This window comes from Pseudomonas sp. 15A4 (assembly GCF_016925575.1).
Classification (GTDB): domain Bacteria; phylum Pseudomonadota; class Gammaproteobacteria; order Pseudomonadales; family Pseudomonadaceae; genus Aquipseudomonas.
In genome coordinates, this window is record NZ_CP068986.1 from 4,899,372 (window position 1) to 4,922,500 (window position 23,129).

The following is a 23,129-nucleotide window of genomic DNA, read 5'->3' on the forward strand; positions in this document are numbered from 1 at the left end:
GCATGAACAGCACGCTTATCCAGACAGACCGTTTCGCCCTGAGCGAATCCGAGCGCTCGGCCATCGAGCACGAAATGCATCACTACGAGGACCCGCGCGCGGCGTCCATCGAAGCCCTGAAAATCGTCCAGAAAGAACGCGGCTGGGTGCCGGATGGCGCGATTTACGCGATCGGCGAAGTGCTGGGCATCCCTGCCAGCGACGTTGAAGGCGTGGCGACGTTCTATAGCCAGATCTTCCGTCAGCCGGTGGGCCGCCACATCATTCGCGTCTGCAACAGCATGGTCTGCTTCATCGCCGGTCACGAAGACATCGTTGGCGAGATTCAGAGCAAGCTGGGCATCGGCCTGGGCCAGACAACCGCCGACGGCCGCTTCACGCTGTTGCCGGCCTGCTGCCTGGGCAACTGTGACAAGGCGCCGGCGGTCATGATCGACGACGACACTTTCGGCAATCTACAGCCCGCGGGCGTTGCCCCGCTGCTGGAGGGTTACGTATGACCATCACTTCCTTCGGCCCCGCCAACCTGATCACCCGCGCCCCGGAAACCCATCCGCTGACTTGGCGTCTGCGCGATGACGGCGAGCCGGTGTGGCTCGATGAGTATCAGAAGAAAGACGGTTACGCCGCAGCACGCAAAGCGTTCGCGACGCTGTCGCCTGACGAAATCGTCCAGGCCGTCAAAGACTCCGGCCTCAAGGGGCGCGGCGGTGCTGGCTTCCCCACGGGCGTGAAGTGGGGGCTGATGCCCAAAGACGAATCCATGAACATCCGTTACCTGCTGTGTAACGCCGATGAAATGGAGCCGAATACCTGGAAAGACCGCATGCTGATGGAGCAACAACCCCATCTGCTGATCGAAGGCATGCTGATCAGTGCCCGCGCGCTGAAAGCCTACCGCGGTTACATCTTCCTGCGCGGCGAATACACCACCGCGGCGGTGCACCTGCGCCGCGCGGTAAAAGAAGCCGAAGCCGCCGGCCTCCTGGGCAAAAATATCCTCGGCAGCGGTTTTGATTTCGAGCTGATCGTGCACACCGGCGCAGGGCGTTACATCTGCGGCGAAGAAACCGCACTGATCAACTCCCTCGAAGGCCGTCGCGCCAACCCGCGTTCCAAGCCGCCCTTCCCTGCCGCCGTTGGCGTCTGGGGCAAGCCGACCTGCGTGAACAACGTCGAGACCCTGTGCAACGTCCCGGCCATCGTCAACAACGGCAACGACTGGTACAAGTCCCTCGCCCGCGAAGGCAGTGAAGACCACGGTACCAAGCTGATGGGCTTCTCCGGCAAAGTGAAGAATCCCGGTCTATGGGAACTGCCGTTCGGCCTGCCCGCTCGCGAGCTGTTCGAAGACTACGCCGGCGGCATGCGCGACGGCTTCAAGCTCAAGTGCTGGCAGCCCGGCGGCGCCGGTACCGGCTTCCTGTTGCCGGAACACCTGGACTGCCAGTTCTACGCCGGCGGCGTGGCCAAGGTCGGCACCCGGATGGGTACCGGTCTGGCGATGGCGGTGGACGACAAGGTCAACATGGTTTCGCTGCTGCGCAACATGGAAGAGTTCTTCGCCCAGGAGTCGTGCGGGTTCTGCACGCCGTGCCGCGATGGCTTGCCGTGGAGCGTGAAGATGCTGCGCGCCCTCGAGAACGGCCAGGGTCAACCGGGCGATATCGAGACGCTGCTGGGGTTGGTCAACTTCCTCGGCCCAGGCAAAACCTTCTGCGCCCATGCACCGGGCGCCGTGGAACCTCTGGGCAGCGCGATCAAGTATTTCCGGCCGGAATTCGAGGCAGGCATCGCACCGACACGTGCGGGCGACCTCAATCAGGTCATCAGTCCGACCATGGTCGGCGCATAACACGATAAACGGTCGGCGGCTCCCAAGGCCGCCTTCCCTGCATCCGACGACGCCGAGAGGCTGTTTGAGTCGGATGGCACCGAGATTCCATTAGCCACGCCCGCTGACACCGGGCCAACGAAGAACTTTGAACCATGGCCACTATCCACGTAGACGGCAAAGCGCTCGAAGTCGATGGCGCAGACAACCTGTTACAGGCGTGTCTGTCGCTGGGCCTCGACATCCCTTATTTCTGCTGGCACCCGGCACTTGGCAGTGTTGGCGCCTGTCGCCAGTGCGCGGTCAAGCAGTACACCGACGAGAACGACACCCGTGGTCGCATCGTCATGTCCTGCATGACGCCCGCCACTGACAACACCTGGATTTCCATCGAAGACGACGAATCCAAGGCGTTTCGCGCCAGCGTGGTCGAATGGCTGATGACCAACCACCCGCATGACTGTCCGGTCTGCGAGGAAGGCGGTCACTGTCATTTGCAGGACATGACGGTGATGACCGGCCACAACGAGCGCCGCTATCGCTTCACCAAACGCACCCACCAGAATCAGGAACTGGGGCCTTTCATCGCGCACGAGATGAACCGCTGCATCGCCTGCTATCGCTGCGTGCGCTTCTATAAGGACTACGCCGGCGGCACCGACCTCGGCGTATTCGGCGCCCACGACAACGTGTACTTCGGTCGCGTTGAAGACGGCACCCTGGAAAGCGAGTTCTCCGGCAACCTCACCGAGGTCTGCCCGACCGGTGTGTTCACCGACAAGACCCACTCCGAGCGCTACAACCGGAAATGGGACATGCAGTTCTCGCCGAGCATCTGCCACGGTTGCTCAAGCGGCTGCAACATCAGCCCGGGCGAACGTTATGGCGAAATCCGCCGTATCGAGAACCGCTACAACGGTTCGGTGAACCAGTATTTCCTCTGCGACCGTGGCCGTTTCGGTTATGGCTACGTCAACCGCACGGACCGTCCACGCCAGCCGCTGGCCGAAGGCATCAAGCTGGGCCTGGACGCTGCGCTGGACAAGGCCGCTGACCTGCTGCGCGGGCGCAATATCGTCGGCATCGGTTCGCCCCGCGCTAGCCTGGAAAGCAACTTCGCCCTGCGCGAACTGGTTGGCGCCGAGCATTTCTACTCGGGCATCGAAGCCGGAGAGCTGGAGCGTCTGCGCCTGATTGCCCAAGTGCTGAAAGACAGCCCGCTGCCGATCCCGACCCTGCGTGAAGTCGAAGAGCACGACGCCGTGTTTATCCTCGGCGAAGACGTTACCCAGACCGCTGCGCGCATGGCCCTCGGCCTGCGTCAGTCGGTGAAGAACAAAGCCGAAGACATGGCCGCTGCGATGAAAGTCCAGCCATGGCTCGACGCTGCTGTAAAGAACATCGGTCAGCACGAGCTGAACCCGCTGTTCATCGCCAGCCTCACCGACACCCGCCTCGACGACATCGCCGAAGAGTGCGTGCACGCGGCGCCTGACGACCTGGCGCGCATCGGTTTCGCGGTGGCCCACGCCATCGACCCGAGCGCTCCGGCCGTTGTCGGCCTGGACAGCGAAGCGCTGGAACTGGCCGAGCGCATTGCCGCCGCGTTGCTTGAAGCCAAGCGCCCACTGATCGTGTCCGGCGCCTCGCTGGGTTCGAACGCGCTGATCGAAGCGGCGGCGAACATCGCCAAAGCCTTGAAGCTGCGCGACAAGCAGGGTTCGCTGAGCCTGATCGTGCCGGAAGCCAACAGCATGGGCCTGACCCTGTTCGGTGGCGACTCGGTCGACGCTGCGCTGCAGGCCGTGATTTCGGGCCAGGCCGACGCCATCGTCGTGCTGGAAAACGACCTGTTCACCCGCGTTGACGCTGCAACGGTTGAAGCGGCATTGAAGGCCGCCAAAGTGGTCATCGTTGCCGATCACCAGAAGACCGCGACCACCGACCGCGCGCACCTGGTGCTGCCGGCCGCAAGCTTCGCCGAAGGCGACGGCACGCTGGTCAGCCAGGAAGGCCGCGCCCAGCGCTTCTTCCAGGTGTTCGATCCGACTTATCTGGACGCGAGCATTCTGGTTCACGAAGGCTGGCGCTGGCTGCATGCCCTGCGCGCTACCCTGTTGAATCAGCCGGTTGACTGGACTCAGCTCGATCACGTCACCGCTGCCTGCGCTGCGAGCAATCCGCAACTGGCCGGCATTGTCGGTGCCGCGCCGTCTGCTGCGTTCCGCATCAAGGGCCTGAAACTGGCTCGCGAGCCGCTGCGTTACAGCGGCCGGACCGCCATGCGCGCCAACATCAGCGTCCACGAACCGCGTACGCCGCAGGACAAAGACACCGCGTTCGCGTTCTCGATGGAAGGTTACTCGGGCTCTGCCGAACCCCGCTCCCAGGTGCCCTTCGCCTGGTCGCCGGGCTGGAACTCGCCACAGGCGTGGAACAAGTTCCAGGACGAAGTCGGTGGTCACCTGCGTGCTGGCGATCCGGGCGTGCGCCTGATCGAAAGCAGCGGCGACAAGCTGGGCTGGTTCGCCAACGTCCCGCGCGCCTTCTCCCCTGCACAAGGGACTTGGCAGGTCGTGCCGTTCTATCACCTGTTCGGCAGCGAGGAGACCTCCTCCAAAGCCGCGCCGGTTCAAGAGCGTATTCCCCAGGCCTATGTTGCGCTGGCCAAGTCCGAAGCGGACCGTCTGGGTGTCAACGAAGGCGCCTTGCTCAGCCTGAGCATTGCCGGCCAGACCCTGCGTCTGCCGCTGCGCATCAGTGAAGAGCTGGGCGCAGGCCTGGTGGCATTGCCGTCCGGTCTGGCGGGCATTCCTCCGGCGCTGTTCGGCAAAACCGTTGATGCAGTGCAGGAGGCCGCTCAATGACCTGGTTCACCCCTGAAGTGATCGACTCGATCATCGCTGTCGTCAAGGCCATCGTGGTGCTGCTTGCCGTGGTGGTCTGCGGCGCGCTGCTCAGTTTCGTCGAACGCCGCTTGCTGGGCTGGTGGCAGGACCGTTACGGGCCGAACCGCGTGGGTCCGTTCGGCATGTTCCAGATTGCTGCCGACATGCTGAAGATGTTCTTTAAAGAGGACTGGAACCCGCCCTTCGTCGACCGGGTGATCTTCACCCTGGCGCCGGTGGTGGCCATGAGCGCGCTGTTGATCGCGTTCTCGGTCATCCCGGTGACCCAGACCTGGGTGGTCGCCGACCTGAACATCGGCCTGCTGTTCTTCTTCGCCATGGCCGGTCTGTCGGTCTATGCGGTGCTGTTCGCCGGTTGGTCATCGAACAACAAATACGCCCTGCTCGGCAGCTTGCGTGCCTCGGCGCAAACGGTGTCGTACGAAGTGTTCCTCGGCCTGTCGCTGATGGGCATCGTGGTGCAGGTCGGTTCGTTCAACATGGGCGACATCGTCAAGTACCAGGCCGATCACCTGTGGTTCATCATTCCGCAGTTCTTCGGCTTCTGTACCTTCTTCATCGCTGGCGTTGCCGTGACTCACCGTCACCCGTTCGACCAGCCGGAAGCGGAGCAGGAACTGGCCGACGGTTACCACATTGAATACGCCGGCATGAAATGGGGCATGTTCTTCGTCGGTGAGTACATCGGCATCATCCTGATCTCCGCGCTGCTGGTGACCCTGTTCTTCGGTGGCTGGCATGGCCCGTTCGATATCCTGCCGCAACTGTCGTTCATGTGGTTTGCCCTGAAAACCGCGTTCTTCATCATGCTGTTCATCCTGTTGCGTGCTTCGATCCCTCGTCCGCGTTATGACCAGGTGATGGATTTCAGCTGGAAGTTCTGCTTGCCACTGACCCTGATCAATTTGCTGGTGACCGCTGCGGTCGTCCTGGCGGCTCAGTGAGGATTTGACCCATGTTCAAATATATTGGCGACATCGTTAAGGGTACGGGTACCCAGCTGCGCAGCCTGATCATGGTCTTCGGCCATGGCTTCCGTAAGCGTGACACCCTGCAATATCCGGAAGAGCAGGTCTATCTGCCGCCGCGCTACCGTGGCCGCATCGTCCTGACCCGCGACCCCGACGGCGAAGAGCGCTGCGTGGCGTGCAACCTGTGCGCCGTGGCGTGCCCGGTGGGTTGCATCTCGCTGCAGAAGGCCGAGACCGACGACGGTCGTTGGTACCCGGAGTTCTTCCGCATCAATTTCTCGCGTTGCATCTTCTGCGGCATGTGTGAGGAAGCTTGCCCGACCACCGCGATCCAGCTGACACCGGATTTCGAAATGGCCGAGTTCAAACGTCAGGATCTGGTGTACGAAAAGGAAGATCTGCTGATCTCCGGCCCCGGCAAGAACCCTGACTACAACTTCTACCGCGTTGCAGGGATGGCGATCGCCGGCAAGCCGAAAGGCGATGCACAGAACGAAGCCCAGCCCATCAACGTCAAGAGCTTGCTGCCTTAAGGAAGAAAGATGGAATTCGCTTTCTATTTCGCATCCGGCATCGCTGTGGTGGCCACCCTTCGGGTGATCACCAACACGAACCCGGTGCACGCCCTGCTCTACCTGATCATTTCGCTGATCGCCGTGGCCATGACCTTCTTCAGCCTCGGCGCGCCGTTCGCCGGGGCCCTGGAAGTCATCGCTTACGCGGGCGCCATCATGGTGCTGTTCGTCTTCGTGGTGATGATGCTGAACCTGGGCCCGGCCTCGGTTCAACAAGAACGCGCCTGGCTCAAACCCGGCATCTGGCTCGGCCCGATTCTGCTGGGCGGCCTGCTCCTGGCGGAGTTGATCTACGTGCTGTTCGCCAACTCCACCGGCGCCTCCATCGGTCACACCACTGTGGACGCCAAAGCGGTTGGCATCAGCCTGTTTGGCCCTTACCTGCTGGTTGTCGAACTCGCCTCGATGCTGCTGCTTGCGGCAGCCGTGACGGCGTTCCATGTCGGCCGCAACGAGGCGAAGGAGTAAAGCCATGAACTCAGCAATCCCTCTGGAACATGGTCTGGCGGTCGCCGGCATCCTGTTCTGCCTCGGCCTGGCGGGCCTGTTGGTACGCCGCAACATTCTGTTCGTGTTGATGAGCCTGGAAATCATGATGAACGCAGCCGCGCTGGCCTTTGTGGTCGCGGGCAGCCGCTGGGCACAGCCTGACGGCCAGATCATGTTCATTCTGGTGATCAGCCTTGCCGCAGCCGAGGCCAGTATTGGCCTGGCGATCCTGCTGCAACTGTATCGCCGCTTCCACACGCTCGATATCGACGCTGCCAGCGAGATGCGCGGATGAACCTACTCTTTCTGACTTTCGTATTCCCCCTGATCGGTTTCCTGCTGCTGTCGTTTTCGCGCGGCAAATGGTCGGAAAACCTTTCAGCCCTGATCGGCGTGGGCTCCATTGGCCTGTCGGCCATCGTGGCCGCTTACGTGATCTTCCAGTTCAACGTCTCACCACCGGAAGGCGGTCACCTGACCATGGTGCTGTGGCGCTGGATGTCGGTGGACGGCTTCGAGCCCAATTTCGCCCTGTATGTCGATGGCCTGTCCATCACCATGCTCGGTGTGGTGGTCGGCGTCGGCTTCCTCATTCACCTGTTCGCCTCGTGGTACATGCGCGGTGAAGACGGTTACTCACGTTTCTTCGCCTACACCAACCTGTTCATTGCCAGCATGTTGTTCCTGATCCTGGGCGATAACCTGCTGTTCATCTACTTCGGTTGGGAAGGCGTGGGCCTGTGCTCGTACTTGTTGATCGGTTTCTATTACAGCAACCGCAACAACGGCAACGCGGCACTGAAAGCCTTCATCGTGACCCGCATCGGCGACGTGTTCATGGCCATCGGCCTGTTCATTCTGTTCCAGCAACTGGGCACGCTGAATATCCAGGAACTGCTGGTCCGCGCGCCACAGCACTTCAAGGTCGGTGACTTCTGGATCGTTCTGGCCACGCTGATGTTGCTGGGCGGTGCTGTCGGTAAATCCGCGCAGCTGCCGCTGCAAACCTGGCTGGCGGATGCGATGGCCGGTCCTACTCCGGTTTCGGCACTGATCCACGCCGCGACCATGGTAACCGCGGGCGTTTACCTGATCGCACGGACTCACGGCCTGTTCATCCTCGCTCCGGACATCCTGCATCTGGTCGGGATTGTCGGCGGCGTTACCTTGGTGCTGGCGGGCTTTGCCGCACTGGTTCAGACCGACATCAAACGTATCCTCGCCTACTCGACCATGAGCCAGATCGGCTACATGTTCCTGGCGCTGGGCGTAGGTGCCTGGGATGGCGCGATTTTCCACCTGATGACCCACGCCTTCTTCAAGGCGCTGCTGTTCCTCGCGTCCGGTGCGGTGATCGTTGCCTGCCACCACGAGCAGAACATCTTCAAGATGGGCGGTCTGTGGAAGAAGCTGCCATTGGCCTACGCCAGCTTCATCGTCGGCGGCGCTGCGCTGTCAGCCTTGCCGCTTGTGACGGCGGGCTTCTATTCCAAGGACGAAATCCTCTGGGAAGCCTTCGCCAGCGGCCATGACTATCTGCTGTACGCAGGCCTGCTCGGTGCGTTCATGACCTCGCTGTACACCTTCCGCCTGATCTTCATCGCCTTCCACGGCGAAGCGAAGACTGAAGCCCACGCCGGCCACGGGATCTCCCACTGGTTGCCGCTGGGTGTGCTGATCGTGCTGTCGACGTTTATCGGCGCCTGGATTCATCCGCCACTGGCGGGTGTGTTGCCGGAAAGCGCAGGCCATGCCGGCGGCGAAGCCAAGCACAGCCTGGAAATCGCCTCGGGCGCCATCGCTCTGGCCGGTATTCTGCTGGCGGCGGTGCTGTTCCTCGGCAAGCGTCGTCTGGTCACCGCCATCGCCAACAGCGGTCCGGGTCGTTTCCTGTCCGCATGGTGGTTCGCAGCCTGGGGCTTCGACTGGGTGTATGACGTGCTGTTCGTCAAACCTTACCTGGCGATCAGCCGCATCCTGCATAGTGACCCGCTCGACCACACAATCGGCCTGATTCCGCGTCTGGTCAAAGCAGGCAACGGCTTGATGACCCGCACCGAAACCGGTCAGCTCCGTTGGTACGCCGCTTCGATCGCCGCAGGTGCCGTACTGGTACTCGGCGCGATTGTGCTGGTCTGATGAGTCGATTTGACATGAACCTTGCGACTTTGCGAAAGGAATTGAGCCCGTCATGATTCTGCCTTGGCTAATCCTGATCCCCTTCATCGGCGGCCTGCTGTGCTGGCAAGGTGAGCGCTTCGGCCCTACCCTGCCGCGCTGGATTGCGCTGTTGACCATGTCTCTCGAGACGATTCTGGGCCTGTGGGTCTGGAGCACCGGTACATTTACCTATGCTCCTGCTCCGGGCGCCGATCCGACCTGGGCCCTTGAATTCAAGCTCCAGTGGATCCAGCGCTTCGGCATCAGCGTGCACCTGGCCCTCGATGGCCTGTCCCTGCTGATGATTCTGCTGACCGGCCTGCTGGGTATCCTCTCGGTACTCTGCTCGTGGAAAGAGATTCAACGTAACGTCGGCTTCTTCCACCTGAACCTGATGTGGATCCTGGGCGGTGTCGTCGGCGTGTTCCTCGCCATCGACCTGTTCATGTTCTTCTTCTTCTGGGAAATGATGCTGGTGCCGATGTACTTCCTCATCGCGCTCTGGGGTCACAGCTCGGCAGACGGCAAGAAGACGCGGATCTACGCAGCGACCAAGTTCTTCATCTTCACTCAGGCCAGCGGCCTGATCATGTTGGTGGCGATCCTGGGTCTGGTGCTGGTGCACTTCAACCAGACGGGCGTGATCACCTTCGGTTACGCGGACCTGCTGAAAACCAAGCTGTCCCACGGCACCGAATACATCCTGATGCTGGGCTTCTTCATCGCTTTCGCGGTCAAGCTGCCGATCGTGCCGCTGCACTCCTGGTTGCCTGACGCTCACGCCCAGGCGCCGACCGCAGGTTCCGTAGACCTGGCGGGCATCCTGCTGAAGACCGCTGCGTATGGTCTGCTGCGTTTTGCCCTGCCACTGTTCCCGAATGCTTCGGCCGAGTTCGCACCGATCGCGATGGTGCTGGGCCTGATCGGTATCTTCTACGGTGCCTTCCTCGCCTTCGCCCAGACCGACATCAAGCGCCTGATCGCGTTTTCCAGCGTTTCCCACATGGGCTTCGTGCTGATCGGCATCTACTCCGGCAGCCAGCAGGCGTTGCAAGGCGTCGTCGTTCAGATGCTCGCGCACGGTCTGTCGGCCGCCGCACTGTTTATCCTCAGCGGCCAGTTGTACGAGCGTCTGCACACCCGCGACATGCGCGAAATGGGTGGTCTCTGGAACAAGATCGCGTACCTGCCGGCCATCAGCCTGTTCTTCGCTGCCGCGTCGTTGGGCCTGCCAGGAACCGGTAACTTCGTTGGTGAATTCCTGATCCTGATTGGCAGCTTTGTCAGCTCGCCATGGATCACCGCCATCGCCACCTCCGGCCTGGTGTTCGGTTCTGTCTACTCGCTGATCATGATCCACCGCGCCTACTTCGGCCCGGCCAAATCCGACGCAGTCTACAAAGGCATGGACGGTCGGGAATTGATCATGGTGCTGGGTCTGGCGGTGTTGTTGATTCTGCTGGGCGTGTACCCGCAACCGATCCTCGACACCTCCTCGGCGACCATGCATGGCGTGCAGCAATGGCTCGGCACCGCCTTCACTCAACTCGCTTCGGCCCGGTAAGAGCGCTATGGACCTGACGATTCAACACTTTATTGCGCTGGCGCCGCTGCTGATTACCAGCATCACCGTTGTGGTGGTGATGCTGGGCATCGCATGGCGTCGCAGTCATTCGCAATCATTCCTGCTGACGGTAGCGGGACTCAACCTGGCTTTGCTGTCCATCTACCCGGCGCTGAAAGTTGCGCCGCTGGTGGTCACGCCATTGCTGCAAATCGACAGCTTCGCCTGCCTCTACATGGGCATCATTCTGGTGTCGACGCTGGCCTGTGTCACTCTGGCCCACGCCTATCTGGGTGAAGGCAAGGCAGGTTACCCGGGCAACCGCGAAGAGCTTTACCTGCTGATCCTGATGGCCGCGGCCGGCGGGCTGGTACTGGTCGCTGCGCAACACTTGGCAAGCCTGTTCATCGGTCTGGAACTGCTGTCGGTGCCGGTCTACGGTCTGGTGGCCTACGCCTTCTTCAACAAGCGTTCGCTGGAAGGCGGCATCAAGTACATGGTGCTGTCGGCGGCTGGCTCGGCTTTCCTGCTGTTCGGTATGGCGCTGCTGTATGCCGAATCCGGCAGCCTGGGTTTCAGCGAAATCGGCAAGGCCATCGCCGCCACCGGCATGCCAAGCCCGATCGCCAGCCTGGGTCTGGGCATGATGCTCGTGGGTCTGGGCTTCAAGCTGTCGCTGGTGCCGTTCCACTTGTGGACACCGGACGTGTACGAAGGCGCCCCTGCCCCGGTAGCGGCTTTCCTCGCCACGGCCAGCAAGGTCGCGGTGTTCGGCGTGCTGGTCCGCCTGTTCCAGATCTCTCCGGCGGCCACCAGTGGCGTGCTGACGGACGTGATGTCGGTCATCGCCGTGGCGTCGATCCTGGTCGGTAACCTGCTGGCCCTGACGCAGAACAACCTCAAGCGCCTGCTGGGTTATTCGTCCATTGCGCACTTCGGTTACCTGATGATCGCGATGGTGGCGAGCAAGGGCATGGCGGTCGAGGCGATCAACGTTTACTTGGTCACCTATGTGCTGACCAGCCTGGGCGCGTTCGGTGTGGTCACGTTGATGTCGTCGCCGTACAGCGGCCGTGATGCCGACGCGATGTTCGAATACCGCGGTCTGTTCTGGCGTCGTCCGTACCTTACGGCCGTGCTGACCGTGATGATGCTGTCCCTGGCGGGTATTCCGCTGACGACTGGCTTCATCGGCAAGTTCTACATCATCGCAACTGGCGTTGAAGCGCACCTGTGGTGGCTGACCGGTTCGCTGGTCGTGGGCAGCGCCATCGGTGTTTTCTATTACCTGCGGGTGATGGTGACTCTGTATCTGCAGGACTCGAAGATCCAGCGTCACGACGCCCCGTTCAACTGGGCGCAGCGTGCAGGTGGTGTGATGCTGTTGGGGATTACGCTGCTGGCGTTCTTCCTGGGCGTGTACCCGCAACCGCTGCTGACCCTGGTGGGCCATGCGGGTTTGTGATGAGTGAGTGATGCACAAAAAACCCTGCCTTAGAGCAGGGTTTTTTTATGGCTTTGATTTAGTACTTCGGCACACTTCAGGATCAAGAGCATCTGCCTAACGGCAGACATTTCGCCTTCGGCGAGTTACTTGGAAAAGCACCCCAAGTAACCAAGGGTGCTTGCTCTAGGTTTGGTTCCTCCTTCGTCGGAATACCCTCACTCCGGTCTTGCTCCGTGGGCCCGCGCCGAACGGACATCCATGTCCTGACGGCGCTCTCGCCGCATCCATGCGGCTCGGCACACTGCGCAAAACCTGCGTTCAGCCTGCACCAAAGTCGCGATTGGCGTCGTCTAGACTTCCTGCGTATGAAGATCAAAAGCAAAAGGCAAAGGCAAAACCAGATCACAGGCTTCCCGGCTAAAGCCGGTCCCACTAACAGCAGCGCATGCCTCCAGTGATAGTCGAGGCGACCTCTAATGTGGGACCGGCTTTAGCCGGGAAGCTTTTATCTTGATCTTCATGCGCAGGAAGTCCAGACGACGTCAAATCGCGACTTGGGTGCAGGCTGAACGTAGGTCTCGCTCCGTGGGCCGAGCCGCATGGATGCGGCGAGAGCTGCCCCCGCCATGGATGGCGGATGGCAGCGGGCCCACGGAGCGAGACCGGAGTGAAGGAACCCTGACGAAGGAAGGGCCAAACCAGGAGCAAGCACCCTTGGTTACTTGGGGTGCTTTTCCAAGTAACTCGCCGAAGGCGAAACAGTCTGCCCTTAGGCAGACGCTTTAGATCTTGATCTTAGAAGTACACGCTAACCAGGCAATCGAACGGTTTTCTTGTCGCCGGTAAACAACGCCCACGTCGACATAAACAACGCCGCCACCATCGGCCCGATCACAAACCCGTTCAACCCGAACACCGCCATCCCGCCCAACGTCGAAATCAGAATCAGGTAATCGGGCATCCGCGTGTCCTTGCCCACCAGGATCGGACGCAACACATTATCCACCAGCCCGATCACGAATATCCCGAACAGCCCCAACACCACGCCCTGCCAGATCATCCCGCTGAGCAGGAAATACAGCGCCACCGGCGCCCAGACAATCCCCGCCCCCACCGCCGGCAGCAACGACAGAAACGCCATCATCACTGCCCAGAGCAAAGCGCTTGGGATATCCAGCACCCAGAAAATAAACCCGCCCAGCGCGCCTTGAGTCACCGCTACCACAATGTTGCCCTTCACCGTCGCGCGCACGACACGGGTGAACTTCAACTGCAAGCGGCGCTTCTGCGGCTCGGCCAGCGGAATCGCGATGCGGATCTTGCGTGTCAGCTCCTGGCCATCACGCAGAAAAAGAACAGCAAGTACAGCATGATGAAAAAGCTGACAACGAAATCGAACGTGCCCTGCCCAAAGCTGAACGCCTGTGTGGCCAGGTAGTTGCTGCCCTGCATCGCGCTTTTGGCAATCTTGTCGCGCAGGCCGTTGAAGTCCCCCATGCCCAGGCGATCAAGCCAATGCTGCACGTAAGGTGGCAGCAGGACTTTGAATTCAGCCAGGTACTTGGCAATGTCGAGCTGACCACTTTCCACATTCTTGTAAAGCGTCGCACCCTCTTGAACCATCAACGCCGCGATGACGATCACCGGCAGGATCGCGATGACCAGACAGATCATCAGCGTGCACAAAGACGTCAGGTTGCGCTGCCAACCGAAGCGGGCCAGCAGACGGCGTTGCAGCGGCGCGAAGATGATCCCGAGGATCACTGCCCAGAACACCGCGCCGTAGAACGGCAGCAGGATCCAGATGAACGCGATGGTCACCAGGATCAATAACAGCAGCAGGGTTTTGTTTTGTAGCGCGGTTTCGTTCATGTTTCTTCCATGTCATTACACCGCGCCAAGCACACGGTCTGATGCTTAGTCCGTCAATCGCCACAGGAGTGCCGCGCCTGAAGCGCAAGGTCAATGGAGGAAGTGCGCAAAGCGGGCCCCGAGAGAGGCCCGCCACCCCGGTCTAGATTCTGAACTGCCGGACCAACTGGCCAAGACGCTGATTCAGCTCCGTAAGGTTGCGCGACGTGGAGGCGCTGTGGCGGGTTTCATCGGCCACGCTTTCGACCGCCACCGCGATCTGGTGAACGCTGCGATTGATCTCTTCCGCCACGGCCGTCTGCTCTTCTGCGGCGCTGGCAATCTGCGCGTTCATGGCGTTGATCGTGCCGATCAGCTGACCGATTGTGTCCAGCGATGCTCCGGCCTCATTAGCCCGCGCAGATGTCCCGTCGCCCGCCTCGCTTGAGCGTCGCATCGCCTGCACCGCGCCTTGGGTGCCTTGCTGCAAGCGGTCGATCATGCCCTGGATTTCCTGAGTGCTTTGCTGCGTGCGGCTGGCCAGCGCACGCACTTCGTCGGCCACCACCGCGAACCCGCGGCCCGCTTCCCCGGCACGCGCGGCTTCGATGGCGGCGTTGAGTGCCAGCAGGTTGGTTTGATCGGCGATGGAGCGGATCACCCCGAGCACGCCGACGATGGACGACACGTCATTCTGCAGGCTGTCCAGAGAAGTACCGCTGTCGCGGATGTCGTTCACCAGCGCATGAATCTGCTGAATGCTGCCGTCGACCACTCGCTTGGCGGCCTGACCTTCAGCATCGGTTTGCTGCGCCGCGACCGAGGCGCCCTGAGCGCTCTTCGCAACTTCCTGGGCCGCAGCCGACATCTGATTGATCGCCGTGGCGACCTGGTCGGTTTCATGGCGCTGACGCTCCATCGCCTGCTCGGAGCGCTGCGCTTGGTCGGTCACCTCGCCCACCAGCCCGGTCAGCTGCGCGGTCATTTCGGCAATCTGCCGGACCAAGCCGTGGATCTTGTCGACAAAGCGATTAAACGACCCGGCCAGTTCGCCAAGTTCGTCCTGGGAGGTCACCGCCAGGCGCTGGGTCAGATCACCCTCTCCGGCGGCAATATCATCGAGGTTGGCTTTCATCAGGCGCAGCGGCCGCAGAATACCGCCCGCGATCCAGAAACCCACCGCCGCGATAATCACCAATACCAGCAGGGTGATGCCAATGATGCTGACGAGCATATTCTGCCGGCGCTCGGACACATTCTTCTGCAGCTCTGCGACTTTGGCATCGATGTTATCCAGGTTGATCGACGACCCAAAGGCCATGTCCCATTTCGGCAGATACTCGGTGTAGCCCAGTTTGGGCACCAGTTCGCTCGACCCGGGCAGCGCAGAGGAATATTCCAGGTAATGAGTGCCCGCTTTCGCCACGTCAACCAGGCCGGCATTGACGAAAACGCCTTTTGGATCGCGAGCGTCCTTGAAGCTCTTGCCGATGCCGTCGGGGCTATTGCCCTTGAACAGCCGCACCGCCTGCGAGTCGTAGCCGAAGAAGTACCCGTCCTTGGCGTAGTTGACTTGGGAGAGCATCTTGATGACTTGCGCGCGGGCTTCCATGTCACCGGGCGCCGAGGCGTCATACAGCGGTTTGATGGTGCCTAGCGCAACAGCCACATAACTCTGCAACGTGGCTTTGGCCTCCGCAAGCAGGTGCTGGCGGGTTTCCTCGACTTCGCGCTTGCCCTGCTCCCGCAGCATGATGACGGTGCTGGCGCTGATGATCAGTGCGAACACCAACACGGGGAGCACGGCGAGCGAAAGTACTTTGGCTTTGAGATTTAGCCGCATAGAAGTCATGACCCTTTGTTTTTGTGCGTTGAGTCGTTGGGGTTCCTTTACGGTTAACGGCCCGGCGCACAAAAAGTTGAGGTCACGAGGGTTGACGAGCGCTTTCGGCCCCCGGCAGTTGCGGGCTGAGTCGCTCGGGCAGATCGATACGCACTTGCAGCCCACCCAAGGGGCTGTCCAGCAACTGAATGCGCCCGCCCCACGCCTCGACGATGTCCTTGACGATGCCGAGTCCCAGACCGTGGCCGGTCACTTGCTCGTCCAGACGATTGCCACGGCCGATGACTTCATCGCGATGCTGAACAGGGATACCCGGGCCATCGTCGTCGATAGACAGCCAGTAGCCATCAGCGCCTCTGGCGATGGTTAGCCTGACCTCGCTGTCGGTCCACTTGCAGGCGTTGTCCATGACGTTGCCCAACAACTCAAGGATGTCTTCACGGTCCCACGGCAGAAACAGATCTGCAGCGATCTCACTGCTCAGTTCCAGATGCTCGCCATGAATCATCCGCAATGTGGAGAACAGCCCGGGGATCTCCGCAGCACAATCAAACCGTGCGCCTGGCAAGGCATCGCCTGACAAGCGCGCTCGATTGAGCTCACGCTCAAGACGCTGCTGAATGTGCTGCAGCTGATCGCGCAAGGTGTCGCGCACGTGCGGGTGGCCCGCCAGCCTGTCGCCTTCGGCCAGGCTCATCAGCACGGCCAGCGGCGTCTTCAGCGCGTGGCCTAGATTGCCAAGGGCGTTGCGCGATCGTTTGAGACTGTCCTCGGTATGGGCCAGCAGATGATTGATCTGCGCAACCAGCGGCTCAAGCTCCACTGGCACTCGCTCATCAAGTTGCGAGCGCTGCCCTTGTTGCAGCTGGAAAATCTGTTCTCTGGCCCTTTCCAGCGGGCGCAAGGCGCGGCGAACGGTGACGCGCTGCAACACAAGAATCAAAACCAGGGCCATCAGCCCCAGCCCGAGACCGATGCGCTGGACCAGTGCGAAACTGTCTCGCACCGGGGTGTAGTCCTGAGCGACAGTGATAGAGACGATCTGTCCGAACTTGCGGTAATCGGTGTGCAGCAGCAACAGCGATTGATCGGTCTTTTCCAGGGCAAGGTCGGCATGCAAGCCGGGCTGCCCGGGATGCGGCAACTCCAGATCCCACAACGAGCGCGAGCGCCAATGACCGTGGTCAACATCAATTCGAAAATAGTGGCCGGAATAGGGTCGCTGATAGCCCGGCGACAGCCGATGCTCATCGAGCTGCAGGCCGTCGGGGCCGCGCACCAAGGCCACTAGCAGCAGCTCGCTCTCATTGCGCAGGCCTGATTCCAGGTAACGCTGCAAGCCGACTTCGAAGAGCCACAGGCTGATTTGCGCCAGGACCAGTCCAACAATCAGCAGCACGCTGATCAGGCCCAGACTCAAGCGTCGCTGTATCGACCTCACCCGCCCGTCCCGGCAAAACGATAGCCTTGCCCGCGCCGCGTCTCGACCACGGCCCGACCCAGCTTGCGGCGCAAATGATTGACGTGGACCTCGATTACGTTCGAGTCCCGCTCGTTCTCCCCGTCATAAAGATGCTCGGCCAGATGACTTTTGGAGAGAATCTGTCCGGGATGCAGCATGAAATAACGCAGCAGGCGAAACTCTGCAGCAGTGAGCTGGACTTCCTCCTCCCCGCGACTGACGCACTGGCGCCCTTCGTCCAGGTGCAGGCCAGCAGATTCGAGCTTGGGCTGATTGGCCAGACCTCGGACACGGCGAAGCAGCGCCTGTATGCGCAGCTGCAGTTCTTCGGGGTGAAAGGGTTTGGTCAGATAATCGTCGGCGCCGGCCTTGAGACCTTCGATACGTTCGGCCCAGGAGGCCCGCGCCGTCAGGATGAGTACGGGGGTGGACAGCCCGCCCGCGCGCCACTCCTGCAGCACCTCAAGCCCGGGGACGCCTGGCAGGCCGAGGTCAAGCACGATCAGGTCGTAAGGCTCTGTGGCGCCTTGATGAATAGCGTCGCGGCCGTCGGTCAGCCAGTCGATCGCGTAACCCTGCCGGCCCAGTGTACTGATGAGCTCGTCCGCCAGGGGAACGTGGTCCTCAACCAATAACAAACGCATCAATCGTCTTCCTTGTCTTGCAACAGGCGGCTGTCACCGGCATCAAATTTGAGTTCGCGCACGACATGATCGGCGGTGAGAAGCTCGATCTCGTACACCAACACGCCGTGCTTTTCTTCAAGTTCGGCTTCAAGCAGCTTGGAGCCGGGGTAACGTCCCAGTGCCTGATCGATGAACTGCTCAAGCGGCAGAATCACACCTCTCCTGCGCAGCTCAAGCACCTCGTCCTGATTCAGGTCCCGAGCCAGGCACGCGACGCCTGGGGCGACCGCACAGGCGGCCACCAGACAGTAAACGAAACGCTTGGCGGGACGCTTACTGGCGATCATCAGGCGTCCTGGTGGTCTTTAAGTATCTGGCCGCTGACGGCATCGACTTCAACGTCCCACTCCACACCTTGAGCATCTCGCAGTTCGATCTGGTAAACGTACTTGCCATATTCCTGTTCCAGCTCGGTGTCCGTGATAGTGGATTTCGGGTGCTTGGCCAAAGCGACGGCGTTGAGCTTTTCAAAGGATTGAATAGTACCTGCATCCCGCAGTTTCAGCGCCTCGTCAGGACCAAGGTCTCGAGCCTGGACGTAACCTGCTGTGAAAGTGAATGCGGTGGCAGCGATGAAGGCAGTCAGAATTTTCATGGTGAATCTCCGTTGGGTTCTGGTTGGTTACGGAGCCCACCATAAACGCGCGAACTTAATTGAAGCTGAATTTATCTGGCTACGTGCCACTACCCTATCAACCGTCAGTCGATGAAGGCGGGATCCACGGTATTATTCGCCCCAGTCCGACCCCGGAGGGGCCATGAGCAACATTCACATCAAACACCCTTCATTGACTATCAAGGCCGGCAGGCGCGCGATGACGCGGATCAGGGAGCAAGGCCTGTCGCCGATTGACGTTGGCATTATCCCTGGCGCGGCGGGAGGCCCGAAAGCACTGGGCATTCAGGGCTTGGATCTGGCGCTGTTTGGCGAATGGCTCCCCCGAGCTCAACGGGAGCGATCATTGATTGGTGCTTCCATCGGTTCGTGGCGCTTTGCAAGCGCATGCCTGCCGGACCCCGTTGCAGGTCTTCAGCGACTTGGGCGTTTGTACAACGAGCAGAGTTTCGCCAAAGGCGTAACGATGGCGCAGGTCTCCCGCAGCTGTGTGACGATGCTTGATGCGCTTTTGCAGGCGGATGACGCACACGTCCTGGCGAATCCCCATTACCGTCTCAACGTAATGATCGTCAAAAGCCGGGGCTTGCTTGCCCGGGATCATCGCGCAGGGTTGAGTCTGGGACTGGGGGCCGTCATCGCTGACAACCTGATCGGGCGCGCGCGCCTGTCACGGCATTTCGAGCGGCTGATCATGCACGACCCGCGCCTTGCCCCTCCCCTCATGCCATTGACTGATTTCCCATCCCGATGCTTGCCACTGGACACATCGAACCTGCGCCAGGCATTGCTGGCGTCAGGCTCCATTCCGATGGTAATGGAGGGTGTTCCAGAGATACCCGGTATCGGCGCAGGAATGTTCCGGGATGGCGGCCTGCTTGACTACCACTTGGATCTTCCATACAGCGGAAGCGACATTGTGCTGTATCCGCATTTCACCGACAAAATCATCCCTGGCTGGTTTGACAAGACACTGCCCTGGCGCAGAGGCGATCAGACTCGGCTTCAAGACGTCGTGCTGCTTGCGCCCTCCAAGGAGTAAAGGAGTACCTGACTACGCTGCCCTACGGCAAGCTGCCTGATCGGAGCGACTTTAAACGGTTCGTAGGCAGTGATGCGGAACGGCAACGGTACTGGCGTGCTGCAATGGAAAGCAGTCAGCGGCTGGGGGACGAATTTCTTGAACTCGTTGACACGGGCCGTCTCGCCCACCGACTGGAGCCTCTGGTTTAACCACGCGGCCAGGTCTGCCTGTCACTCGCTAAACCATTACTGATAAACTCGCCGCTTGCATTTATCGCGCTGGCGATCGCCACTTCTCAAGGCTTATATCACCGTGGAAATTTTTAAAGAGTTTACGTTCGAGTCCGCTCACCGGCTCCCTCACGTGCCTGATGGGCACAAGTGCGGACGTCTGCACGGTCACTCCTTTCGTATAGCGATCTACCTACAGGGCGAACCCGATCCCCATACCGGATGGATTCGCGATTTCTCCGAGATCAAAACCATCTTCAAACCTCTGTACGAGCGGCTGGACCACAACTACCTCAACGACATTCCCGGCCTGGAAAACCCGACCAGTGAAGTGTTGGTGAAGTGGATTTGGAAAGAATTGAAACCACTGCTGCCAGAGCTGTCCGCTATACGGATTCATGAGACATGCACCAGCGGGTGCGTGTATCGCGGTGACTGACCAATGCTGGCAGAAGAAAAGACCACCCTATCGGGTGGTTTTTTTGGACCGTGACTTAGCATCTTTTTCACGCGCAAAAACAAAACCCCATCTGCTTTCGCAAATGGGGTTTCGGAATTTAATCTTGACGATGACCTACTCTCACATGGGGAAACCCCACACTACCATCGGCGATGCATCGTTTCACTGCTGAGTTCGGGATGGGATCAGGTGGTTCCAACGCTCTATGGTCGTCAAGAAATTCGGGTACTGATTCGTTCTCTCGAACGCTTCAGCAAATCGGGTATGTGATCAAGGTGCAGCTTGTGTGTTCGCAAACTTTCGTCTTCATGCGTCTTCACACACCGCAACCTGCTGTCTCTCTGCAGATTGCTTGGGTGTTATATGGTCAAGCCTCACGGGCAATTAGTATTGGTTAGCTCAACGCCTCACAGCGCTTACACACCCAACCTATCAACGTCGTAGTCTTCGACGGCCCTTCAGGGAACTCAAGGTTCCAGTGAGATCTCATCTTGAGGCAAGTTTCCCGCTTAGATGCTTTCAGCGGTTATCTTTTCCGAACATAGCTACCCGGCAATGCCACTGGCGTGACAACCGGAACACCAGAGGTTCGTCCACTCCGGTCCTCTCGTACTAGGAGCAGCCCCTCTCAAATCTCAAACGTCCACGGCAGATAGGGACCGAACTGTCTCACGACGTTCTAAACCCAGCTCGCGTACCACTTTAAATGGCGAACAGCCATACCCTTGGGACCGGCTTCAGCCCCAGGATGTGATGAGCCGACATCGAGGTGCCAAACACCGCCGTCGATATGAACTCTTGGGCGGTATCAGCCTGTTATCCCCGGAGTACCTTTTATCCGTTGAGCGATGGCCCTTCCATACAGAACCACCGGATCACTAAGACCTACTTTCGTACCTGCTCGACGTGTCTGTCTCGCAGTCAAGCGCGCTTTTGCCTTTATACTCTACGACCGATTTCCGACCGGTCTGAGCGCACCTTCGTACTCCTCCGTTACTCTTTAGGAGGAGACCGCCCCAGTCAAACTACCCACCATACACTGTCCTCGATCCGGATAACGGACCTGAGTTAGAACCTCAAAGTTGCCAGGGTGGTATTTCAAGGTTGGCTCCACGCAGACTGGCGTCCACGCTTCAAAGCCTCCCACCTATCCTACACAAGCAAATTCAAAGTCCAGTGCAAAGCTATAGTAAAGGTTCACGGGGTCTTTCCGTCTAGCCGCGGATACACTGCATCTTCACAGCGATTTCAATTTCACTGAGTCTCGGGTGGAGACAGCGCCGCCATCGTTACGCCATTCGTGCAGGTCGGAACTTACCCGACAAGGAATTTCGCTACCTTAGGACCGTTATAGTTACGGCCGCCGTTTACCGGGGCTTCGATCAAGAGCTTCGCGTTAGCTAACCCCATCAATTAACCTTCCGGCACCGGGCAGGCGTCACACCCTATACGTCCACTTTCGTGTTTGCAGAGTGCTGTGTTTTTAATAAACAGTCGCAGCGGCCTGGTATCTTCGACCGGCATGAGCTTACGGAGCAAGTCCTTCACCCTCACCGGCGCACCTTCTCCCGAAGTTACGGTGCCATTTTGCCTAGTTCCTTCACCCGAGTTCTCTCAAGCGCCTTGGTATTCTCTACCCAACCACCTGTGTCGGTTTGGGGTACGGTTCCTGGTTACCTGAAGCTTAGAAGCTTTTCTTGGAAGCATGGCATCAACCACTTCGTGTTCTAAAGAACACTCGTCATCAGCTCTCGGCCTTGAAATCCCGGATTTACCTAAGATTTCAGCCTACCACCTTAAACCTGGACAACCAACGCCAGGCTGGCCTAGCCTTCTCCGTCCCTCCATCGCAATAACCAGAAGTACAGGAATATTAACCTGTTTTCCATCGACTACGCTTTTCAGCCTCGCCTTAGGGACCGACTAACCCTGCGTCGATTAACGTTGCGCAGGAAACCTTGGTCTTTCGGCGTGGGTGTTTTTCACACCCATTGTCGTTACTCATGTCAGCATTCGCACTTCTGATACCTCCAGCAAGCTTCTCAACTCACCTTCACAGGCTTACAGAACGCTCCTCTACCGCATCACTTGCGTGATACCCGTAGCTTCGGTGCATGGTTTGAGCCCCGTTACATCTTCCGCGCAGGCCGACTCGACTAGTGAGCTATTACGCTTTCTTTAAAGGGTGGCTGCTTCTAAGCCAACCTCCTAGCTGTCTAAGCCTTCCCACATCGTTTCCCACTTAACCATGACTTTGGGACCTTAGCTGACGGTCTGGGTTGTTTCCCTTTTCACGACGGACGTTAGCACCCGCCGTGTGTCTCCCATGCTCGGCACTTGTAGGTATTCGGAGTTTGCATCGGTTTGGTAAGTCGGGATGACCCCCTAGCCGAAACAGTGCTCTACCCCCTACAGTGATACATGAGGCGCTACCTAAATAGCTTTCGAGGAGAACCAGCTATCTCCGAGCTTGATTAGCCTTTCACTCCGATCCACAGGTCATCCGCTAACTTTTCAACGGTAGTCGGTTCGGTCCTCCAGTTAGTGTTACCCAACCTTCAACCTGCCCATGGATAGATCGCCCGGTTTCGGGTCTATTCCCAGCGACTAGACGCCCTATTAAGACTCGCTTTCGCTACGCCTCCCCTATTCGGTTAAGCTCGCCACTGAAAATAAGTCGCTGACCCATTATACAAAAGGTACGCAGTCACCCAACAAAGTGGGCTCCCACTGCTTGTACGCATACGGTTTCAGGATCTATTTCACTCCGCTCTCCGCGGTTCTTTTCGCCTTTCCCTCACGGTACTGGTTCACTATCGGTCAGTCAGTAGTATTTAGCCTTGGAGGATGGTCCCCCCATGTTCAGACAAGGTTTCTCGTGCCCCGTCCTACTCGATTTCATTGACAAGAGATTTTCGCGTACAGGGCTATCACCCACTATGGCCGCACTTTCCAGAGCGTTCCGCTAATCTCAAATCAACTTAAGGGCTGGTCCCCGTTCGCTCGCC

The 23,129-nt window shown here is 59.5% G+C and carries 16 protein-coding genes, 2 rRNA genes and 2 pseudogenes (1 of these 20 only partly in view); 12 read left to right on the forward strand and 8 right to left on the reverse strand.

The window, feature by feature from the left end; genetic code table 11:
- Window positions 1-2: 2 nt before the first annotated feature.
- The 10 genes from nuoE to nuoN all read left to right on the forward strand — a co-directional run bounded on the left by nuoE (window position 3) and on the right by nuoN (window position 11,967).
- Window positions 3-500: an NADH-quinone oxidoreductase subunit NuoE gene (gene nuoE / locus JN403_RS21740; protein ID WP_074892019.1), complete on the forward strand. Its 498-nt coding sequence runs from the start codon at window positions 3-5 to the stop codon at window positions 498-500.
- Window positions 497-1,855, forward strand: a complete 1,359-nt coding sequence (gene nuoF / locus JN403_RS21745) for an NADH-quinone oxidoreductase subunit NuoF (protein ID WP_192174847.1) — start codon at window positions 497-499, stop codon at window positions 1,853-1,855. Before nuoE ends, nuoF begins: the two co-directional genes overlap by 4 nt.
- 134 nt (window positions 1,856-1,989) lie before the next feature.
- Entirely contained in the window at window positions 1,990-4,701 is a 2,712-nt protein-coding gene (nuoG, locus tag JN403_RS21750) for an NADH-quinone oxidoreductase subunit NuoG (RefSeq protein WP_205484224.1), read from the forward strand.
- The gene (nuoH, locus tag JN403_RS21755; RefSeq protein WP_037008811.1) at window positions 4,698-5,687 is read left to right on the forward strand and encodes an NADH-quinone oxidoreductase subunit NuoH; all 990 of its coding nucleotides are present in this window, start codon (window positions 4,698-4,700) and stop codon (window positions 5,685-5,687) included. The genes nuoG and nuoH overlap by 4 nt, the downstream gene beginning before the upstream one ends.
- A gap of 11 nt (window positions 5,688-5,698) precedes the next feature.
- Window positions 5,699-6,247 (forward strand): NADH-quinone oxidoreductase subunit NuoI, encoded by a 549-nt coding sequence (gene nuoI, locus JN403_RS21760; RefSeq protein ID WP_037008808.1) that lies wholly within the window; start codon window positions 5,699-5,701, stop codon window positions 6,245-6,247.
- Between the two features lie 9 nt (window positions 6,248-6,256).
- A complete protein-coding gene (nuoJ, locus tag JN403_RS21765) occupies window positions 6,257-6,757 on the forward strand; it encodes an NADH-quinone oxidoreductase subunit J (RefSeq protein WP_037008804.1) in 501 nt (166 codons plus the stop codon).
- Between the two features lie 4 nt (window positions 6,758-6,761).
- Window positions 6,762-7,073 (forward strand): NADH-quinone oxidoreductase subunit NuoK, encoded by a 312-nt coding sequence (gene nuoK / locus JN403_RS21770; protein ID WP_065989117.1) that lies wholly within the window; start codon window positions 6,762-6,764, stop codon window positions 7,071-7,073.
- Complete coding sequence (gene nuoL / locus JN403_RS21775; protein ID WP_205484226.1) at window positions 7,070-8,917, forward strand: NADH-quinone oxidoreductase subunit L; 1,848 nt, start codon at window positions 7,070-7,072, stop codon at window positions 8,915-8,917. Before nuoK ends, nuoL begins: the two co-directional genes overlap by 4 nt.
- A 52-nt stretch (window positions 8,918-8,969) precedes the next feature.
- Window positions 8,970-10,502 carry an NADH-quinone oxidoreductase subunit M gene (gene nuoM / locus JN403_RS21780; RefSeq protein ID WP_065989114.1) on the forward strand — a complete coding sequence of 511 codons (1,533 nt, stop codon included), beginning with the start codon at window positions 8,970-8,972 and terminating at the stop codon, window positions 10,500-10,502.
- Window positions 10,503-10,509: 7 nt separating this feature from the next.
- The gene (nuoN, locus tag JN403_RS21785) at window positions 10,510-11,967 is read left to right on the forward strand and encodes an NADH-quinone oxidoreductase subunit NuoN (protein WP_192174849.1); all 1,458 of its coding nucleotides are present in this window, start codon (window positions 10,510-10,512) and stop codon (window positions 11,965-11,967) included.
- Window positions 11,968-12,757: 790 nt separating this feature from the next.
- On the opposite strand, the pseudogene JN403_RS21790 reads toward nuoN, so the two are convergent.
- The 6 genes and pseudogenes from JN403_RS21790 to JN403_RS21815 all read right to left on the reverse strand — a co-directional run bounded on the left by JN403_RS21790 (window position 12,758) and on the right by JN403_RS21815 (window position 18,386).
- Window positions 12,758-13,821, reverse strand: a pseudogene (locus tag JN403_RS21790) (AI-2E family transporter).
- Window positions 13,822-13,963: 142 nt separating this feature from the next.
- Window positions 13,964-15,643, reverse strand: a complete 1,680-nt coding sequence (locus JN403_RS21795) for a methyl-accepting chemotaxis protein (protein ID WP_205484228.1) — start codon at window positions 15,641-15,643, stop codon at window positions 13,964-13,966.
- 82 nt (window positions 15,644-15,725) lie between these two features.
- Complete coding sequence (locus JN403_RS21800) at window positions 15,726-17,084, reverse strand: ATP-binding protein (protein WP_205484230.1); 1,359 nt, start codon at window positions 17,082-17,084, stop codon at window positions 15,726-15,728.
- On the reverse strand, window positions 17,081-17,749 hold the full coding sequence (locus JN403_RS21805) for a response regulator transcription factor (RefSeq protein ID WP_205484232.1): 669 nt from the start codon (window positions 17,747-17,749) through the stop codon (window positions 17,081-17,083). The genes JN403_RS21800 and JN403_RS21805 overlap by 4 nt, the downstream gene beginning before the upstream one ends.
- A complete protein-coding gene (locus tag JN403_RS21810; protein WP_205484234.1) occupies window positions 17,749-18,078 on the reverse strand; it encodes a PepSY domain-containing protein in 330 nt (109 codons plus the stop codon). The genes JN403_RS21805 and JN403_RS21810 overlap by 1 nt, the downstream gene beginning before the upstream one ends.
- Window positions 18,078-18,386, reverse strand: coding sequence for a PepSY domain-containing protein (locus tag JN403_RS21815; RefSeq protein ID WP_122536319.1), 309 nt, complete (start codon window positions 18,384-18,386; stop codon window positions 18,078-18,080). Before JN403_RS21815 ends, JN403_RS21810 begins: the two co-directional genes overlap by 1 nt.
- Before the next feature lie 163 nt (window positions 18,387-18,549).
- Here JN403_RS21815 and JN403_RS21820 point away from each other — a divergent pair.
- Window positions 18,550-19,640, forward strand: a pseudogene (locus tag JN403_RS21820) (patatin-like phospholipase family protein).
- A gap of 103 nt (window positions 19,641-19,743) precedes the next feature.
- Complete coding sequence (gene queD, locus JN403_RS21825; RefSeq protein WP_172611443.1) at window positions 19,744-20,100, forward strand: 6-carboxytetrahydropterin synthase QueD; 357 nt, start codon at window positions 19,744-19,746, stop codon at window positions 20,098-20,100.
- A 122-nt stretch (window positions 20,101-20,222) separates the two neighbouring features.
- Here the strand turns inward: queD and rrf are convergent.
- A 5S ribosomal RNA gene (rrf, locus tag JN403_RS21830) occupies window positions 20,223-20,338 on the reverse strand.
- A gap of 146 nt (window positions 20,339-20,484) precedes the next feature.
- A 23S ribosomal RNA gene (locus JN403_RS21835) occupies window positions 20,485-23,129 on the reverse strand; it runs 246 nt beyond the window's last position.

Excerpts from the sequence above, each read along its gene's own strand:
- nuoE (WP_074892019.1), top strand. The coding sequence starts at position 3 with ATGAACAGCACGCTTATCCAGACAGACCGTTTCGCCCTGAGCGAATCC.
- nuoF (WP_192174847.1), top strand. The coding sequence starts at position 497 with ATGACCATCACTTCCTTCGGCCCCGCCAACCTGATCACCCGCGCCCCG.
- nuoG (WP_205484224.1), top strand. The coding sequence starts at position 1,990 with ATGGCCACTATCCACGTAGACGGCAAAGCGCTCGAAGTCGATGGCGCA.
- nuoH (WP_037008811.1), top strand. The coding sequence starts at position 4,698 with ATGACCTGGTTCACCCCTGAAGTGATCGACTCGATCATCGCTGTCGTC.
- nuoI (WP_037008808.1), top strand. The coding sequence starts at position 5,699 with ATGTTCAAATATATTGGCGACATCGTTAAGGGTACGGGTACCCAGCTG.
- nuoJ (WP_037008804.1), top strand. The coding sequence starts at position 6,257 with ATGGAATTCGCTTTCTATTTCGCATCCGGCATCGCTGTGGTGGCCACC.
- nuoK (WP_065989117.1), top strand. The coding sequence starts at position 6,762 with ATGAACTCAGCAATCCCTCTGGAACATGGTCTGGCGGTCGCCGGCATC.
- nuoL (WP_205484226.1), top strand. The coding sequence starts at position 7,070 with ATGAACCTACTCTTTCTGACTTTCGTATTCCCCCTGATCGGTTTCCTG.
- nuoM (WP_065989114.1), top strand. The coding sequence starts at position 8,970 with ATGATTCTGCCTTGGCTAATCCTGATCCCCTTCATCGGCGGCCTGCTG.
- nuoN (WP_192174849.1), top strand. The coding sequence starts at position 10,510 with ATGGACCTGACGATTCAACACTTTATTGCGCTGGCGCCGCTGCTGATT.
- JN403_RS21795 (WP_205484228.1), bottom strand. The coding sequence starts at position 15,643 with ATGCGGCTAAATCTCAAAGCCAAAGTACTTTCGCTCGCCGTGCTCCCC.
- JN403_RS21805 (WP_205484232.1), bottom strand. The coding sequence starts at position 17,749 with ATGCGTTTGTTATTGGTTGAGGACCACGTTCCCCTGGCGGACGAGCTC.
- JN403_RS21810 (WP_205484234.1), bottom strand. The coding sequence starts at position 18,078 with ATGATCGCCAGTAAGCGTCCCGCCAAGCGTTTCGTTTACTGTCTGGTG.
- JN403_RS21815 (WP_122536319.1), bottom strand. The coding sequence starts at position 18,386 with ATGAAAATTCTGACTGCCTTCATCGCTGCCACCGCATTCACTTTCACA.